At 64.6% G+C, this 17,850-nt stretch carries 7 protein-coding genes; 6 read left to right on the top strand and 1 reads right to left on the bottom strand.

The features are described 5' to 3' along the window. Nucleotides 1-10: 10 nt before the first annotated feature. From FNZ07_RS00330 to FNZ07_RS00305, 6 genes are read left to right on the top strand one after another with little or no spacing between them, the layout of a single operon-like run. The gene (locus FNZ07_RS00330; RefSeq protein WP_091006948.1) at nucleotides 11-724 is read left to right on the top strand and encodes a SctK family type III secretion system sorting platform protein; all 714 of its coding nucleotides are present in this window, start codon (nucleotides 11-13) and stop codon (nucleotides 722-724) included. Beyond that, nucleotides 706-1,335, top strand: a complete 630-nt coding sequence (gene sctL / locus FNZ07_RS00325) for a type III secretion system stator protein SctL (RefSeq protein ID WP_091006946.1) — start codon at nucleotides 706-708, stop codon at nucleotides 1,333-1,335. Before FNZ07_RS00330 ends, sctL begins: the two co-directional genes overlap by 19 nt. Further along, nucleotides 1,332-2,702 (top strand): type III secretion system ATPase SctN, encoded by a 1,371-nt coding sequence (gene sctN / locus FNZ07_RS00320; RefSeq protein ID WP_091006944.1) that lies wholly within the window; start codon nucleotides 1,332-1,334, stop codon nucleotides 2,700-2,702. The genes sctL and sctN overlap by 4 nt, the downstream gene beginning before the upstream one ends. Further along, nucleotides 2,695-3,306, top strand: coding sequence for a hypothetical protein (locus tag FNZ07_RS00315; RefSeq protein ID WP_091006941.1), 612 nt, complete (start codon nucleotides 2,695-2,697; stop codon nucleotides 3,304-3,306). The genes sctN and FNZ07_RS00315 overlap by 8 nt, the downstream gene beginning before the upstream one ends. Continuing rightward, on the top strand, nucleotides 3,300-4,103 hold the full coding sequence (sctT, locus tag FNZ07_RS00310; RefSeq protein ID WP_091006939.1) for a type III secretion system export apparatus subunit SctT: 804 nt from the start codon (nucleotides 3,300-3,302) through the stop codon (nucleotides 4,101-4,103). Before FNZ07_RS00315 ends, sctT begins: the two co-directional genes overlap by 7 nt. Nucleotides 4,104-4,115: 12 nt before the next feature. After that, the gene (locus FNZ07_RS00305) at nucleotides 4,116-5,147 is read left to right on the top strand and encodes an EscU/YscU/HrcU family type III secretion system export apparatus switch protein (protein WP_091006937.1); all 1,032 of its coding nucleotides are present in this window, start codon (nucleotides 4,116-4,118) and stop codon (nucleotides 5,145-5,147) included. A 35-nt stretch (nucleotides 5,148-5,182) separates the two neighbouring features. Here FNZ07_RS00305 and FNZ07_RS00300 read toward each other — a convergent pair whose 3' ends face one another. Then, entirely contained in the window at nucleotides 5,183-17,707 is a 12,525-nt protein-coding gene (locus FNZ07_RS00300) for an LWXIA domain-containing protein (RefSeq protein WP_170275643.1), read from the bottom strand. Between the last annotated feature and the right edge of the window lie 143 nt (nucleotides 17,708-17,850).

Genomic DNA, 17,850 nt, shown 5'->3' with positions numbered 1-17,850 from the left:
ACGTGCCGCAATGACGCCGGCCGACCGCTCACCGCCGGCACCGTGGATGCAGGCCCTCGAGCTGCCTGCAGCGCCACGCCGTGCCGCGTTCTACCGGATGGTGTGCGAGTTCAACCTGCGTCCGGACACTTACCTGCACGTCACGCGTGTGCCTGCCGCGTGGCCCGCTGCGTACCAGGAACTGGCGCGCTTCGGCGAGGCCGGGCGCAGGCTGATCGCACGCCATCTGCTCGACGAGCACGGCGTGGTGGGTGCCGACTTCGACGCTGCGACACCGCCCGCGCGGCTCGCGCTGCTACCGGGTGCGGCACTCGAACAGCTCGCATCGTTCGCAGGCTTGCTGCTGCACCGGAACTGGCTGCGCGAGGCACTGCATGGGCGGCGCGTGCGCACCGAGGTCGCGGCGAAGTTCGGTGCCGCTGCGCTCGAACTCGCGCTCGAACGCGCGCCGGAATTCGGCGTACTGGGCGAAACGCTCGAGCCGTGGCGCAACGAACCCGCCGCACTGCCGGCATTGATCCGGGCGCGCGGCGGTCGCCTGCTGGCGGATTTCATTGCGGTAGCCGGTGTACCGGTGGAGCGTCGTGCGCGACTGAAATTCAATCGCGCGATCGACGACGAAGCACCTTATCTGCTCAATCATGCGCAGCGCGACCAGTTGGGCGAGCTGCTGTTTCTGTTCCTGATTCCCGAGAGGTTTGCGGCATGGGACTGGCTTTTCTGATTACGAGCGACAACCTGCAGCTGCTGTCCGAGCGCAAGGTTCTGAAGGAGCGCGAATACGCGACGCTGCTCGACGCATCCGCGGTGATTGCGACTGCGCGCGAGGAAGCCGAGCGCATCGTGGCGGCTGCGCAGCGCGAATTCGACGCGCGCCACGCGGCCGGCTACGAGGAAGGACTGCGTCGCGCGCAGCACGAATACGCGACGCAGACCTATAGCCAGGCGTTGTCCGCGGCGAAGACCATGGAGTCGATGAAGGACTCGATGGCGGAGATCGTCGTCAAGGCGGTGCGCGCGATCGTCGGCGAGATGGGCACGCAGCGGCTCTATGAGGCCGCACTCGCGCGCATCATGCCGCTCGTGCGCGACGAGCCGTTCCTGATCGTGCATGTCGCGCCGGGCCGCCGCGAGGAAATGGAGCAGGCACTCGCCAGCGCGTTCGCCGGGCAGATGCGTGCGCAGAAAATCCGCGTTGTCGAGGACGCGAAACTCGAAGCGCGCGCCTGTACTGTCGAAACGCCGTCGGGCCGTATCGATGCAAGTCTCGACCTGCAGATCGACGCGCTGCGCCAGGCCATCCGTCGCGAGCCGCTGAAGGGAGCGGCGCGATGAGCACGTATGCGGATGCGCCTGCGGGCGCCGACGACGAGCCGCTCGTCGACAGCGGGCGTCTGGTCGGCGATCTCGATGCGGGGCTCGCGTTCTTCTCTCCGGTGTCGGTGCAGGGGCGCGTCAATCACGCGGTCGGGCAGATCCTCAACGCGACGGGTATTCGCGCGCGGCTCGGCGAGATCTGCGAGCTGCGCACGCCCAACCAGCCGACGCTGCTCGCGGAAGTGGTCGGCTTTTCGCGCCAGACGACACTGCTGACACCGCTCGGCGACGTGGCCGGGTTGTCGCCGGAAACGACGGTCGTGCCGTCCGGGCGCGAACACGTGTTCCCAGTCGGGGAGGGCCTGTTCGGCCGTGTACTCGACGGGCTCGGTCAGCCGCTCGATGGACGCGGCCCGGTGAGCGGCGCCACGTGGGTGTCGACCCAGCAGTCGCCACCCAATCCCCTTGCGCGACGCATGATCGACACACCGTTCGCGACCGGCGTGCAGGTGATCGACGGGTTGATGACGCTAGGCGAAGGGCAGCGTGTCGGCATCTTCGCGCCATCGGGGGTCGGCAAGAGCACGCTGCTCGGCATGATTGCGCGTGGCGCGCAGGCCGATGTCAACGTGATCGCCCTGGTCGGCGAGCGCGGCCGCGAAGTGCGCGAGTTCATCGAGCATTCTCTATCGCCCGAAGTGCGCGCACGCTCGATTCTCGTTGTGTCGACCTCGGACCGACCCGCCATGGAGCGGGTCAAATCGGCGCTCGTCGCGACCGCGATCGCCGAACATTTCCGCGATGCGGGGCAACGTGTACTGCTGCTCGTCGATTCGCTGACACGTTTTGCGCGTGCCCAGCGCGAGGTGGGTCTGGCAAGCGGCGAGCCGCCGACGCGGCGCAGCTTCCCACCCTCGACGTTCGCGGTGCTGCCGCGTCTGCTGGAACGCGCGGGGCAGGGCGAGCGCGGCTCGATTACCGCGTTGTACACGGTGCTGGTTGAAGGCGATGAAGAGTCCGATCCGATCGCCGAGGAAGTCCGCTCGATTCTCGACGGCCATATCGTGCTGTCGCGCAAGATCGCGCTGGCGAATCGCTATCCGGCGATCGACGTGCTCGCGAGCCTGTCGCGCGTGATGCCGCTCGTCACGAACGCGGTGCACCAGCGCGCGGCCGGGCGACTGCGCGAACTGCTCGCGAAATACCAGGAGATCGAGTTACTCGTGCAGATCGGCGAGTATCGCGAAGGCAGCGACCGCCTCGGCGATCTCGCGCTGCGTGCGCGCGACGCGCTCGGTGCGTTCTGCACGCAACTGGCCACCGAGAACGTGTCGTTCGATGCGACGCTCGCGCGCCTCACACGCCTCGCGAACGACCATGTCTGAGATCGAAGAGATGCTCGCCCGCTTGCGTCGCGTGCGCGCGTTACGCTCCCAGCTCGCCCGGGTCGCGGCCGCGCGCCAGCAGGGCATCGCTGCCGAAAGCCGCCGTGCGCTCGACAACGCACGTCAGCATCTCGACCACCAGGTCGCGGCGAAGGCGGCGATCCAGCAACGCCTCGCGGCGGTCGCGGAGGATGCACCGAGCCGCTCGGCGAGGGGACTGCAGGAAGCCGCGGTGGATACCCGCACGGTGAACCTGCGAATCGGCACAGCGAACGAGTCGATGGTGCGTGCGAACATGACACACAGCGGCCACGAAGCGGAGCTTGCGCAGCGGCAGCGCGCGGTGCGGCGCGCGAAAGCGGCCGAGGACAAACTCGAGAAAGTGGGCGAAACGACGCAGCGCGCGCTGAGTGCACGCAACGAACGCGCCGCCGACGAAGTATCGGATGCCTATGCGGTGCGCCGCTTCGCACCGGCGGATGCGGATGCGTTACAGGGATTCTCGCCGTTCCCCATACAGACCACCGAAGCGACCCAGCCCGACCCTGCCGACCCGGACACCGATCCTGACGCCAACGTTTTTCGTCCCGACTCCCGATGCTAGATCAGGCGCAGAATTTTTCTGCCATCGCGGCGGGCGCGAAGCCGCTGCTATTCGTCATGCCGCGTCTGTTGCCGGTGATGCTGATCATGCCGGTCTTCAACGAGGAGATCGTGACGGGGCTCGTGCGCAACGGACTCGCGGTGGTAATCGCAGCGTTCGTGGCGCCGGCAATCGACCCCGCACAGATCGCCGATCTGCCGTTTCTGGTCTGGTGCCTGCTGGCGGCGAAGGAAGCGCTGATCGGTATCATGCTGGCCGGCGCGATGAGCGCGGTGCTGTTCGCTATCCAGGGGGTCGGCTACCTGATCGACTTTCAGACCGGCAGCGGCAACGCGGCGTTCTTCGACCCGATGGGTGGGCATGAGGGCGGCCCGACCTCGGGCTTCCTGAACTTTGTCGCCCTCGCGCTGTTCGTGACGGCGGGCGGTCTGCAGATGGTCGTGCAGGTGTTCGCCCAGTCGTACACCTGGTGGCCGGTCGGCACACTGCTGCCGAATTTCTCCGAAGTGTTGTCGACGTTTATCCTGCGCCAGACCGACGCCGTGTTTGTATGGATGGTGAAGCTCTCGGCGCCGGTCGTGATCGTGCTCGTGCTGGTCGACGCCGGTATCGGACTGGTTGGGCGCGCGGTACCGCAACTGAACATCTTCACGTTCTCGCAGCCGCTCAAGAGCGCGCTCGCGATGCTGATGATGGTGCTGTTTCTGCCGCTCGTGTACGCGTCGCTGCAGGATCTGTTGAGTCCCGACAGCGGGATGATCGCGTTGCTGCGCGCGCTGCTGCAGCACGGTCACTGAAGGCACCTCGCGATGGCGGAAAAGAGCCAGAAACCGACCGCGAAACGGCTGCGCGATGCACGCCAGAAAGGTGACGTTCCCAAGAGTGCCGACACCATTTCGACGGCGATATTCGTCGGCGTGTGTGTGGCGCTTGCGGCCGGTCTCGCGCAAATTTTCGCGCACGTTCAGGCGCTGTTCCGGCTCGTGTTCGAGGCGGTGGGCACGCCGGACCCGGGCCCGCGCATCGCGACGCTGGTCGACACGGCCGCGCACATGTGGATGCTGCCGTCGCTCGTGTTTATCGGGATCGGCCTCGCGGTTGGCGTGCTGGCCGGCTTCGTCCAGGTGGGCGGCGTGATGGCGTGGAGCCGGCTCGTACCGTCGCTTGGACGCATCAATCCGGCTGAAGGGCTCAAGAACCTGTGGTCGACGCGCAACCTCGTCAACCTCGCGAAGATGCTGCTGAAGACGGTCCTGCTTGGGGCGACGCTCGGCTGGTTGATCTATGCGTCGCTGGACCCGGCCGTGCAGTCCGGTTTTACGCAACCGCTGTCGATTCTCGCGCTCATCGTGCATCTGCTGCTGATGTTGTTCGGCTGGGCCGCGCTCGTATTTATCGTGATGGCGCTGATCGACATCGTGCATCAGCGCTTCGAGTTCAGTCAGAAGATGAAGATGTCGATCGAGGAGGTGCGGCGGGAATATAAGGAGAGCGAGGGGGATCCGCATGTGCAGTCGCGGCGACGGATGATTGCGATGGAAATGCAGCTCGCCACCTTGAGCGACCGGATCGGCTATACGTCGGTGGTGGTGTATTCGTCGCGCGTCGCGGTCGCGTTGTTTTATGGCGGCCCGGGTACCTTGCCGTGGGTGCTCGCGCGCGGCGAAGGCGAGGTGGCGCAGCGGATCGTCAAACTCGCGCAAACCGGATTGCGCCCGACGCTGGCGAACACCGGGCTCGCCGAAGCGTTGTATGAAGCGACGCCCGAGAACGCCACGATCGGGCAGCGCCACTTCGAAGAAGTGGCGCGGTTGCTGAAGTGGGCAATGGGCGCGGTGTAGAGCGGCCCGGGGCGCGTAGCCCGGGCCCACGCCCCTCAGCCGATGATGATCTTCTGCTCGGGATAGATCAGCGCCGGATCCTTCCTGATCTGCGGATTGAGTTGCAGGATTTCGTCGAATGCCAGCACTTCCTGTGTATCGGTCGGCGTTTTCGTTTGCTCGGCCGCGGAAAGGTGCGCCGCATCCAGCAACGACGGACGGTGACTTTCGGCGATGCTCCACAACGAATCGCCGTTTTTCACCGTATACGTCTGCGGCGGATTCGACGGCGCTGGGGTAGGTGTCGAGTGAGGCGCAGGAGTGGGCGTGGGCGTCGTCATCGATGGCGTTGGCGTCGGGGTGGGAGGCAATGGCAGCGTGTTGGGCAGACCCGTGGGTTGTCCAGCGGGATGTGCCGGGTTAGGCCCCGTGCCGCTCGGGCTCGAGCCGTTGCTGGACAGGTAGCTCGAAATCGTCGTGCCGAGGAAAATGCCGACCGGCAGCAACAGGAGCGTCGTCTGATAGCGGTCCATCCACTTCGTTGCGTTCGGCAAGTCCGTGTGCAGGCGCCCTGCGACGAGAATCGACGACGAGGCAAAGCCCGCGGCCGCGAGTACGGGGTGTCCGCTGGCTTCGGCGGCTGCGCTCGTGGTGCCTGCTGCCGCAGTCACCCAGTCGCTGGTCCGGCTGGTAAAGCGCAGAAAACGGCTGCGATTCTCGGCATTGATGCCGCGTGCGCCGCCGAGGTACACGAGACCCGTATAAGTCCCGGACAGCGACGCACCGATTGCCGTCAACGCCGACGACAGCTCAGGGTGCGAGACAAACGACGACACGTTCAGTGCAATCGTGCCGGTGTAACCGACCACAGCGACGCCGCGGCCGAACAGTCCAATCGAATGGTTAGGGCTGCCGTGGTGCAACTGCTTGAGCGAACTGCCACCCACCACGCCTTGCATCTGCGCGAGCAGATCTGCGGCGATGACCCGCGTGCGCGCCGAGGCTTCGCTGAATGTGAGCGAGCCGGTTTCGACATCGGCGCGCAGGTTCGCGGCATTGAATTTGCCTTCCCACGCGATCTGCGAAAGTTGCTTTTTCCGTGCAGCGTCGAAGCCGTTCGCCTTCAGTTGCGAACTTAACCCGCGCTCCAGCCGGTCCACCACGGTGTCGAACACGTCGGGGTCGCCGCTCTTCAGACTGGCGATGGCCCCCTGATGCAAGGCCTGGAACACGCGCGCCGCACGGGTGCCGACGAACGTCGAGGAGGTGAAATGACGCAGACCTTCGCCGCTCAGCAGGCGCCCACCGTTGAATAGCTTGTCGGCGAACGCGAGCGTCCCCGTACCGGCGACTCCACCGACGAGCGCACCCGACTGCTTTCGACCGCGCGAACTCCTGACCGCAGGTTGCACGCCCAGCGCCGTCAGTTCGGCTGCTGCCTGGTCTTTGACAGGAATGGGGTCCGCGCCGAGTTGCGACGCAATCTTGCGGTTCGTGGCGCTCGTCTTGCTGTCGTCGTTGCGCAGTGCCGGGTCGGCAACGATGTTCTCCCAGTGCGCGTACGGATCGACGGATCCGCTCGACTGGGTGATGGTCGGCGTCGCGTTGACCTGGGCGCCGATGTCGGTCATCCAGCGCTTCGCCACGTCGCGTGCCAGTTCTTCCGTGCGATTGCGCGGCGGATTGGTGCTGTCGTTCCAGGCCGGCGACGCATACTCGATCGTCGCCTTGCGCGCGCGATTCAGGAACGCGGTCGTATTGCCCTCGTAAAGACGTGTGCGCAACGCGCCGAGTTGCTCTCCCGTCATGCCGGCGTTACGCCCGATCCGCTCGACTTCGTTGAACAGCAACTGGTGCTGGTTGACGAGCCGCTGCGGGCTCACCCTGTCGAATACGCGTGTCAGCGCGTCGGCACCGTGCAGTCGTGCGATCTGGGGGTCGTCGGGATCGCGATGATCGACGATCCATTGTGCGAGTGTGGTCGTCAGATCCTGATTGCCGATAAAGTCCGCACCGTGCGTGCCGTACGACAGGCCGACGTGGACCCAGTCCAGCGCGGGGCGATCGAGCATCGCGTCCAGCAGTCGCGCGTGTCCTGCACCCGGTACGGACTCCAGCACGGAGTCCCAGCCGGGGAGGGTCACCATCACCTGTGGTGCGGGACTGTCGGGATGGTCGTTCGCCCATCGTTCGAGCGTGCCGGCCGTACGCACATAGGTGTCGTAGCGGTTGTTGGTGCCGGCGACGAAGCGATGATCGTCCTTCGACACGAGCGCGCGCGACGGGCCGACTTCCAGGCGGATCGCGAAGCCCGTTTTCGACGCTTCGTCGAGCCATTTGTGCAGATGTTGTAGATCGTCGAGTGCGAGCTGCGGCTTGCCCGGATCAGCTGCCTTGATGATCCCTTGTTGCGCGTCGAACGTAGCGGTGCTCGGGTCGCCGAGGGCTTTCACCTGGCGCAGGAACTCGGGATCCTGCTGCTTGCCGAGCGCCGCGGCGAGCGAATAGGGGTCGACCACCAGCGTCACGACCGGCATCGCGCCGCCGTGTCGCTCGATCTGCGCGGTCATCAGGCTGGGATCGTCGCGCAAGGTGAAGGCGCGCGACATCGGCACGACGCGATCCTGCAATTCCGGCTTCGCGCGAACGTAGCTTTGCGTCATCCGCTTGTCTACGACCTGCGCGACGCTGTAACGGCGTGAGAGCGTGCGGTTCGGGATCGGTGCATTACGCGACGGTGTGCTCGAGACTTCGCGTGCCACCCAGAGCTTGCCACCGAGATCCTTCGACAGGACCGCGTCGACCATCATCGCCTGTGGATCGCCGGCGAACTCGAGCTGGTAGACGTTCGATCTGCCGCTGTGCTCATTGAGCACCTCGACGTGGCCGATGGTGGGAAGCCACTCTTGCAGATCTGCTTTACCGTAACGCTGGATCGACTCGGTCTCGGTGGTGGAGGGCAGCGACGGTTGGTAAGGCTCGATTGTCAGCGGCTCGGGTATGGCGTCGGGGCCGAACTTCCGTTGCACGTGCTGGGTCAGTTTGTCGGCCAGCAGGCTCGCCTGCTCGTAGTGTTCCGTGGCAGTGTCCACGATGTCCTTCGACGCCGTAGACCCATTGCTGCTGACTTTCTGCAACCATTCGTCGGCCGCGTCTTTTTGCGCGATTGCCGTGGCGAGTTGGGTTGAGTCTACGTGTCTGGAGAACTCGCCCGGCTTGAGCTGCGTGAGCAGAAAGTGCACGTTCGCGCCGTGAGGACCGTCGCCCACCGGCATTGCATCGGGCGGCCGACCGGGCTCGTTGGGATCGCGCACCTGATTGCGGGTGGAGAACCAGCGCGCCTTGCCGTCGCGCATCGCGATGATGCCGAGCGGATCCTGGTGAAGCACGTCGACGAGCGGCTTGTCGGTGTTGTACACGAAGATATGGTGCGTGTCGTCGAGTGCGTTCATATCGATCAGGCGGAACAGATGCATCGTGTTCTGGCCGCTGTAATCGATCGCGCTCAGTGGCTCACCCGGCGCTGGCAACAGGTGGAGTTCTACGAGCGGATTCCCGCTGTCCGGTTCCTTCGTGTTGTGCTCGCCCGGTAGTTTCGCAAGCCCCTTGCTCGCGATCTCGCTGGCCCGTCCTATCCCCACCTGCGCAACATCGCCGGCCTTGCGGCGCGGTCGTCCCGCAGCCTTGGCCACGCTGCTGTCTTCGGCGGCCGGAAAACCTCCGACGCGCGACACGTCATCGATGCTGAGCTTGCTCACGAAAAATCTGACACCGCGCTTGCCTGCTGGCCCGTAAGAAATCCCGGCCTTGCGGCGGCGAAATACGCTTTGCAGATCGTTCGATGTGATCTCCGTATCCGCCTGCGAAGTTATTTCGTGGTACTTCCACGTACCGTCGGGCTGACGTACCGCGTAGCCGAGCACCTCGCCGGTTTTGACGTCTACCGCGTAGACGGACTGATTCGTCCCGGCAGTTGCCGCTGCGCGCTGCGGACGCTTGAACGACGGTGCGTTGTCGAGTGCATCGATATGCTTGACGATCGACGAGTCGATCCTGGCGTTCGAGGGTTCCACTGCCCACGACTGCTCGCCATTCGCCGTCGCGATCTTCGACGCACCGCCGAACCGCGCGAGCTCTTCAGCAGGTACAGGCGACACGTAGAAGTCGTAGTCAGCGCGCGCCGTGCGACCGGCCGCATTGTCGCTCTCCAGAGCCTTCCGCAGCGACGGCGGCATGGCTTCGCCGGGCAACGGCTGTGGGTCGCCCAGTTCACTGTACCGATCGGTTGCGAGCGTGGCGATGAATTTGGGCTGCGGATGGGCGGCACCCACGGTGGGCGCTGCGTCGTGCATCTTCACGAGAATGTACGCGCCGGGGCCTGCCTTGGTTGCGAGTGAGCGCAGCTTGGCTGTCTGCGTGCCGTCGATACGGCGCAGTGTGCGCAGACCGTGGCTGTCGAGCTGGTTTGCGGCGCGTTCCTGCCCCGGTGTGACGGCCGGTACGGGCGTCCCGGACGCGAGCGTATGCGACGTGTCGTCGTCCAGACCCGCGGCGGGGTTGACCTGGTGAGTCATCGGCCACAATGGTCCGTGCTCGCCGAAGCCGACTGCGCGCAAGCCGTTGCCGTCTACGGCCTCGTAGCCTTGCGGTCCTCCGGACGCGTCGCTGGCGATCAACTGCAACGACGTGGCGCCGGTTGCGGGATCCGTGATTTGCGCGACGTACATGTCGGCGCCAGCCGGTTTGACGATCTTGCCACCGGGCATATCGAAGTAGAGCTTCGACGCCGTGTTATAGCCCAGCTCGGAGAGCCGGTGCATCGGCACGGCCGGACCGTTGCGTACGGCATCGAGGTTCGCTTCGAGCAGTGCGGCGAAGCGCTCGTGCGGCTGCAGCGATACAAATGACGATACGTCGGGCAGCGCTTGAGTGGAGACGAACGTGTAGTCGGGCGGTGCTTCCTGTTGTCGCGTCTCGAAAGCCTGCGCGAGCGCATCCTCGCCGACGGTCGAGCGCGCGAGCCGTGCCTGGGCAAGCGCGATGTAGTGGTCGATCTTCCGCAGGGTCGATTCTTCCGGCGGCGTGTCGGGGACGATTTTTTCGACGTCGGCGATGTCGAAGGTCCCGTCGGCACGAACCAGGAATTGCAGGTCCTTGATCTCGACCTGCTGGTCGACGAGCCAGTTCTTCGTCGCGGTGAGACTCTCGATGCTGCGCTCGTTGAGCAGCGTTGTGTCGAAGACCGACGTATGCGTCCGTATCCCGATGTCCCCGGCTTTCATGAATTCCCGGTCTGCGGAACGATACGAATCCATCACGAGGGCATCGAGTCCGAAGATCTGCGTCACACCGTCGATCTTCGCGAAATGCGGCGCGCCGAGTGCTTCGAGCTGACGCGTCGTCGCGATCATGTCGGCCGGGACGTCTCGCTCGAAATGGACACCCTCGCCGGGCATCGTCGGGATGTCGCGATAGATGATCAGTGTCTTGTTGCCGAACTGGATCGCCGTTTTGAATACCCCCATGCCGCGCAGCGAGCCGAGATGATCCTCGGGCACGATGGGCCTGTGCGAACCGTCTTCGCCGACGACATGGAACGTGCCGCTTGCCGCATCGAATTCGATCGGACCTTCGAAATTGCCGTGCATCGACTGGGGCGTGAAGATCTCCCATTCGGTCGGGGCATCCGGACGCGTCGCGAACACATGCACACCGGTGACGCTCGCGACGTCCTGCGCGAGCGCGCGCGTGGTCTCGCTCGGGTCGGTGAACGGTAGCGCGATGGATGCGCCCGGGTGAATGCCGCGCTCGTCGGCGAAGCTGTCCTGCAGCACGAACCGATGCACGCCCAGCTCAGGCAGTTCGTCGGCGGACTCGTGCCACGACACGTCGCGAAACGGCGAACGATCTATCGCGTCGTCGAGATTGCGCTCTACCGCGTCCGGATCGAGTACGTGACGCAACGATCCGTCGTTCTCTGGCAGGTCCGTGAATGCACTGGCCGGTGCATTCTGCGCAACGCTCGCGTCATCGCCTACCTGCGCACTGAAGCGGAAATAACCGGCTTCCGGATCGAACTGCCCGATGTCGACGCCCGGTGCGGCGAGATCGATGCCCGTGTCCGGTCCGGTCATGAACATCGCGCGCGGGTTGGTCAAACCGCCATCGACGAACGCTTGCAGCGTCGCTTCAATCACTGCATGCGGATCGGGTTCATCGAGAAATCCGCTCGGCCGATCGAGGCTCACCGTGCCGCCCGGACGCGTCACGCGAGCAACCTCGCCAAGCACGCCGGGCCGGTCTTTCAACGCGCTGGCGAAATCCGGTTCGAGCGCCACGGACTCGAACGTGTTGTCGCCGAGGCGCGAAAAATTGAAATGCGGATCGCTGAGCGGCAGGTTGCGCACTTGCGGCGTCGGTGGCTGCTGGGGTGCCTCCGACGTTTGGGTCGTTTGCGTCGTTTGTGCCGCAGCCGCATCGTTCCCGGCGCGGTATGTCGTATCTGGACCGGCACCCGGGTGCGTAGCGCCGCGCGCCCACGCCGGATCGCCATAGAACGCTTTCATCGGCACGCCGGTGCCGGTGCGTTCGGCCGTGAGCAGCCTCGTAATCTCGACCGTTGCCGTGCCGTCATGCCCCACCATCAGAATGTCCGGCGGTGCCCACACCGTCGTGCGCCGTCCGTTCGCCTCCGCGAGGCGCTGCGCCAGCGACTGCGCGAACACCTGAGCGTCCGGTGCTTCATATTGCGTGCCGGCCGTCCGTAATGGATCGCTCTTGTTCGAACCCGCATAGCAGGAGTACAGCGTGACCTCCTGCCCGTCGGCGAGACGCGGGGCGACTTGCGCGGCGACTTCGTCGACGCTGATCGGCTGGCCGTCGGGACCCTGCATTGTTTCGGGCGAGATGCCGTGACCGAAGATGACGTGATGACCGGGTGGCGACATCACGCCGTTGCTGCCGACTTCATGCAGCACGTCGGCAGGCGGCACCAGCAGCGTGTCTGCCGGTCGCAGGAAGTCGGGGTGCTGGCTTGCCTTGAGGCCGGTTACATCGTGAAAACCGACTTGCACGATGGGTTTGCGGCCGTTGGCGAGAGTCGAGACGACGCCGGTGCGGTCGCCCAGCAGATCGCGGCGCGTATACGCACTGCTGCCTTTTTGATGGGTCTTCTGCGTTCGCGGCTCCTCGTTTTCGGCTTCGATCTGTTCCCGTTCTGCCGCTGTGGTGATGCCATCGGGTTCGAAGACGAACGGTTCCAGCGCGTTGTGCGGATCGACGGCAGGGCCTTGTGCGTCCTGTGGATTGTCGGCGGGCGTAGGGGAGGCGAGCCGGTTCTGGCCGGGCTCGCCCTCAACGGGAAGCGGGGCGGGCGGACGCGTATCGCCTGCCGTCTCGCCACCATCGTCGAGCGCCTGCCGCACCGGTGTCACGCGTTGCAGCGACTGCGGGTCGGCCCTCGTCCAGCCGTCGGCGTCGGTTGCGCCACGTCGCCCGTAGACAGGCGCGCGCATCAGATCGGCGAATTCCTGCAACAACGCCGGGTCGGCGCCGCTGCCCGGACCGTCGAGTGCGATGGCGCGACCGCCTGCATAGGTACTTTGCTTCGGCGCGTTGAAGGCCGCGGCCATTTCTTGCGCGGTGGCAGGCGTGCCGCTCTCCGGCGTGAGGATTTTGCCGCCGCCGGTCAGCACGTTCCACAGATAAACGCCGAGTGGAGCACGCGCCTGCTGCTGCGAGCGCGGGGTAACGCTGTCCCAGGTCTGATCGACGGCACGCGGGGCGATGCTGCTCCAGTCGATCGGATGATCGTCCTGGCCAATGACCTTCAGTCCTGGCATGAAGCGAACCACGCGCGCTCCGTTCAACACCGAAGTATCGGGTACGCCATCCCTGCCGTAGGCATGGGGCTCGATCTCGATGCGAGTCGTAAAACCGCTCTCGCGTGATGTACGGAATGCGACAAATCCAGTTGCCCCGTACACGTCGACGCCCAGAACGCTGGCAAGGAGCTGTGCCAGCGGACTCGCGCGCATGCCCGCACCGCACGAATACAGGATCACGGGAGATTCGCCGTCCCAGCCGGCGGCGCGGATGCGTGCCGCCATATCTTCCGCGCCGAAAGCGGCGCCGGTCGAATCGGCAAACGCGTCGGTCCATGCGTGCGCATACACCGCGAAATGACCGGGCGGCACCGGCAATACCGGCCGCTCGCCATTGGGCAACCGGTTCTCCGGCTGGCGCGGATTGTCCGAGTAAACCGTGAGGTCCGCCTCGCGGCGCGGGTACGCGGCCCACTGCGTTTCCTGATGTCCCTGCAACTCGTTGATCGCGTCGATACGGCGGCCGTTTTCCCCGCGGATCAACGGTTTGCCAGGCTCGAAATTGCGTGGGTAGAGGACCCGCAGTTCGTGGTCGAACGCAGGGTTCATCTCGAGATTCAGTCGCTTTCCGACTCCGCTGTCGCTGAGCACGTAGCGGCCGACAATCGCCTCTGGGCTTGCAGAGCCATCCGGTTCAAGTGCATGGGTATCGACCAGCGCGACGCCGTAGCGCCCGTCAAGCGCACCTTTCAGGCCGACCAGATCCACGTCGTAAAGATTCGTATAGCGCGTTACCTTCAAGGTCGGTGCATCGTCTGCGATGGTATCGGGTGCGCTTGCGCCTTTCTGCGCAGCGGGCTCCTCATTGGCCGGCACAGCTTCGTCTGCGACTTTCTGCGCCGCGCGCGCCGCATCGTTCTTCGCCGCCTCCATATCTTCTAGCAGGTTGCCCGGCCTGGTCGCCGGCAAACCGTGTTTTTCCGGCTCGAGCACGCCGTCGCGTGCTTCGTCGCGCAGCGCGTAGATGTAGTACTCGACACCGTCGAGCCCACTGCCGCCCGCGATCGCTGAGTCGACCACCATTTGCAGCAGCGGTGCGTCATCGGCGACTTCCGGCGGTATCGCCCACGAGGCCCGTTGCGGACCTGCGGGCGCGGCCGCGGTTGCGGGCAAAGGTTCCTCATCCGGCACCGCGCCCGCAGTGGCCGCTGCGCGTACCACGCTCTCGGGAGGCGCGTCGTCCGTAGCGCCGGGGAGGTTGCCGTCATCGGTTGCCAGATCGGCGAGCGGGCCACGTTGCTGCTGCGCGGCTTGCCGGTTCGCCTCGACATCGAAGGAGTCGTCTCCCGTCGCCTTCTTGCCATCCAGCGAGAGATCGTCGCCGTCGTCGGTACTGCGCGGATCGCCGAAGTCGTCGGCTGCGCGCTGCTGGTTTGCGATGACGTTTGAGCCGAACGGTTCAGCCGATTCGAGTTCCGCACTCAGATCGAGATTCGAAAACGGCGCCTGCGGTACCACGGCGGGTTGCTCGGGCCCGCCGAACATCTTGCTGATCGGGGCTTCCGCGATTGGCAAGCTGGCACCGAACTGCACCGCGCCAAGGCCGAAACTGAACAACGCCTGGCCGCGCTCGGAGGCCGACATCGAATCCCAGTTCTTCAGCAATGAAATGCCCTGCTCGCCGCTGAGGTCGATCCCCGAGCCGGCACCGATAAAACCCGTTACTTTGGACGCCGTTCCACTCAGGTCCGCTACGCTTTGGAACGCATTCGCATCGTTGACGAAACTCGCGTCGTTGCCGAGCGACGTCGACGCCGCGTCCAGCGAACGCAACAGCCCCGCGCTATCGGTCAGCATCTTGCTCGCAGCGCCGAAACCGCCGCTGACCACACCGGCGCCCGTGCCGATCAGGCTGATCCAGTCGCCTCGCGCCTGCGCATTGCCGAAGCCTGTGGATTGTCCGTGAGCGCTCAGGTTATTCAGATCGCTGATCGACGTGTACGCGCCGAACCCCATGGCGCTGCCGGTCACGGCCCACGCCGCAATGGCCAGAGGGCTCCCGACGCCGCTCACGACCAGCACCACTCCGGCAGCCGTAGCCAGGATGCCGACACCGAACTCGAGCACCGTCTCGACACGCTGCCAGCCGGTTGTGATGTGTGCGGCCACCGGTTGATACTGCACGGCCCCCTTGGCCGACGGACTCATGCTCAGATTGTCGGGCACATACAACGTGCCGCCATCGGACAGGGCATTGTTGTGCTGGTAGTCGCTCAGGTCGTTGTATTCCCAGCCGCGGTCGTCGATATAGGTGAATTTGCTCGGGTCGTCCTTGTTCTGCACCTTGAACAGCGCGCTTGGACTGGCGCCCGAATCCTGCGACACATAGTAGGTCGGTACCAGCGTCACAACTGGATGATCGCCACCATACTTCTGGATTTCGCTGGTCACCGTGTTGATCATCGAGGTGGCCGCCTGGTTCTGCTTGTACAGCGAGGCGCTATTGATCGGCCCATTGCCGTCGGGGGCCGGTGCGTTGTCGATGATCATCTGTTCGAGCATGCCCATCGACGGGTTGTCGTTCGCATCGGTTGGCACGTTGGCCGGATCGTCGGGCTGCATGGCGAGCCCGGTGCCGATGAAATTGGTGAGCTGATTCGAACCAGCGGTGAATTGATGCGCCTTGTTGTCGTAGTTCGCCTTGAAGTCATTGAAGTACGGCTGCAGCGTTTGTGCCGGCTTCATCGACTGGAACAGGTTGTAGCTCGCATTGGCATACACGCTGTTCTGCGCCTTCTGCGCCTTGCTCAGGCCCTGCGTGAGCATCATCTGGAAATCGATCGCGAAGTTGCTCTGATAACGCGGACTGGTTTCCATCTGGTTGAGCAACGCCTGCGACAGTTTCGGGTCGAAGCCACCGCCGACCGTCTGGCGAATGCTGTCGAAACCGTAGCTCGTGCTGTTGCCGCGCAGCATGTTGATCATCGACTGCGCGTTGCTTTTCGGATCGAGCAGCCACGCTGCGACGCTGTTTTCCAGGTGCAGGGGTTTGCCGTCCGCAGTCGGCTGCTGGTCGGCAAGTCCCACCGCCTGGCTCAGGCCCTTGTAGAACTCCACACCCTGCTGAAGGGCGGGCGTCCCGGTGTTCGATTCCGTCCAGTTGTCGTTGAAATCGTGCTCGACACTGTTGAGCATCACGCCCGCGAATTCAGGCGGCGCATTCGTCAGAATGCCTTGCATCCATTTGCCGATCTTGTCGGCGTTCATCGTGTTGTCGTTGCGTGCGCGCACGCTGTCGGGGTCGTTCGCGGTCCGGTCCGGCGTCGCGATCAATGGGGCGATCTGCGACTGGATGAACTGATCGTTGAAGTGCGGGGCGCCGACCTGATTCCACATCGCCTCGCGTTCGCTGGTCGAGAACGTCGCGTCCATGTTGGCGTTCAGTACCGCAAGCGCGGCGCTCGCATTGTGGCTCGGGTCTTTCATCAACGCGTTGACTGTGTCCTGCGTGTATTGCAGGCGCACGGTCGGCGCTACGGCCATCAGTGTCTGTATCAGGGCGTAGTGGGGGCTTTTCTTGTCAGCGTTGGTTATCGCGTACTGGAATATGCCCTGGTTGAACTGTGACTGCTGCGCCTTCGTCATATGCTTCGGATCGACATCGACCCCTGTCAGCTTGACGAACGCTTCCGCCAGCGGATTTTGCTGCGCGAGCGTTTGCTCCTGCTTCGAGAGGCCCGGCGCATTCGGATCGACGGTCTGTCCGGTTTCCTGTAGCAGCGCGAAGGTGACCGGATCGGTCTGTGCGAGCTGTTTCATCTGCGGCGAGAGCGTCGGGTCGTCGGGATTGACGTTGGCAACGTCGCGCTGCAACTGGCTTTGCGCAGCAACCGTAGCGATCATGCTGGGCTGCGTGCCGCCATTGCCGTCGTCAGTCGGGCTCGCGAACCAGTCGTGCTGATGCGCAGCCGTGACGAGCGCAGTCGCCTGCGTTTGCTCGTCGGGTGTCACATAGGTCAGCGCCTTGTCGTTGCCGGCCATCACCTGGTCGTATTGCGATTGCGCCTGTCCCAGTTCGTCGTCTACGTCGCGTTCCTCGGCGCGCCGGATAGGTCCTGGTTCGTGTAGCCATGCAGCGTAGTCGGCTTTCGCGTCGTTCAGTCGCAAGGTTGCGGCCTGCACATTGAATTCATGCAGCAGCGCGGCATGCAGACCGTCGGACGCTTTCTGCTCCGTCGGCGTTATCGTGGCGCTGGAACCGGCCGTCGGGTCCTGCTGTACCGCTTCGGCGAATTGAAAGGCCTGTTCATTGGTGGCGCGTTGCGTGGGCGTCTCGGGCGCGACAGTCTGCTGCGCGTTCGTCACGACGTAGTTGAGCATCTGATCGTTCGGCGCCAGCGCCTGCAGGTCCGCGCTCGCCGTTGCCAGCGCTTTCTTTGCGTCGCCGCCGCCGTCGATCGTGATGCGCATCTGGTTCTCGGCTGCGGCCTGCACGGCACCCCAGGCAAGGCCCGCTTTCTGGACCTGAGCGTCGATGTCGGACTGTTTCGCACCCTTGTCCTGCATTTGCCGCAGCGTCGTCATGGCCTGCTCGGCCTGCTGCAACAACGCCGCGGTCTCGGCTTTGGCCGCCGCAAGCGCCTGTTGCTGTGCAGTTGGGGCCGGTGCCGGCGTGGGAGCTGCGGCAGCCGGTTTGTTCTGATTCGAAGGCTGCGGTTCGTATACCCGGCCACCGCCGTCAATTGCCATTATCGTCATCGTCGTCTTCTCCACGAGCCTGCGCTGCATGGCAGCGGCGCAATCAATCTGCACGGTGCAACAAGAAATTCTGCCTCCGGGCACTGTCTGCACGACGCGCACATCCCGTAGTGGTCGTGCAGGTGTGCTGCGGTTCGTGCCGT

It is taken from the genome of Paraburkholderia megapolitana (assembly GCF_007556815.1).
GTDB classification, from domain to species: domain Bacteria; phylum Pseudomonadota; class Gammaproteobacteria; order Burkholderiales; family Burkholderiaceae; genus Paraburkholderia; species Paraburkholderia megapolitana.
Note: the sequence above shows the minus strand (reverse complement) of the source record. Positions and strands in the feature narration are given on the sequence as shown.

Bases quoted from the DNA above. Each gene is read 5' to 3' on its own strand.
- FNZ07_RS00330 (WP_091006948.1), top strand. From the start codon at position 11: ATGACGCCGGCCGACCGCTCACCGCCGGCACCGTGGATGCAGGCCCTC.
- sctL (WP_091006946.1), top strand. From the start codon at position 706: ATGGGACTGGCTTTTCTGATTACGAGCGACAACCTGCAGCTGCTGTCC.
- sctN (WP_091006944.1), top strand. From the start codon at position 1,332: ATGAGCACGTATGCGGATGCGCCTGCGGGCGCCGACGACGAGCCGCTC.
- FNZ07_RS00315 (WP_091006941.1), top strand. From the start codon at position 2,695: ATGTCTGAGATCGAAGAGATGCTCGCCCGCTTGCGTCGCGTGCGCGCG.
- sctT (WP_091006939.1), top strand. From the start codon at position 3,300: ATGCTAGATCAGGCGCAGAATTTTTCTGCCATCGCGGCGGGCGCGAAG.
- FNZ07_RS00305 (WP_091006937.1), top strand. From the start codon at position 4,116: ATGGCGGAAAAGAGCCAGAAACCGACCGCGAAACGGCTGCGCGATGCA.
- FNZ07_RS00300 (WP_170275643.1), bottom strand. From the start codon at position 17,707: ATGACGATAATGGCAATTGACGGCGGTGGCCGGGTATACGAACCGCAG.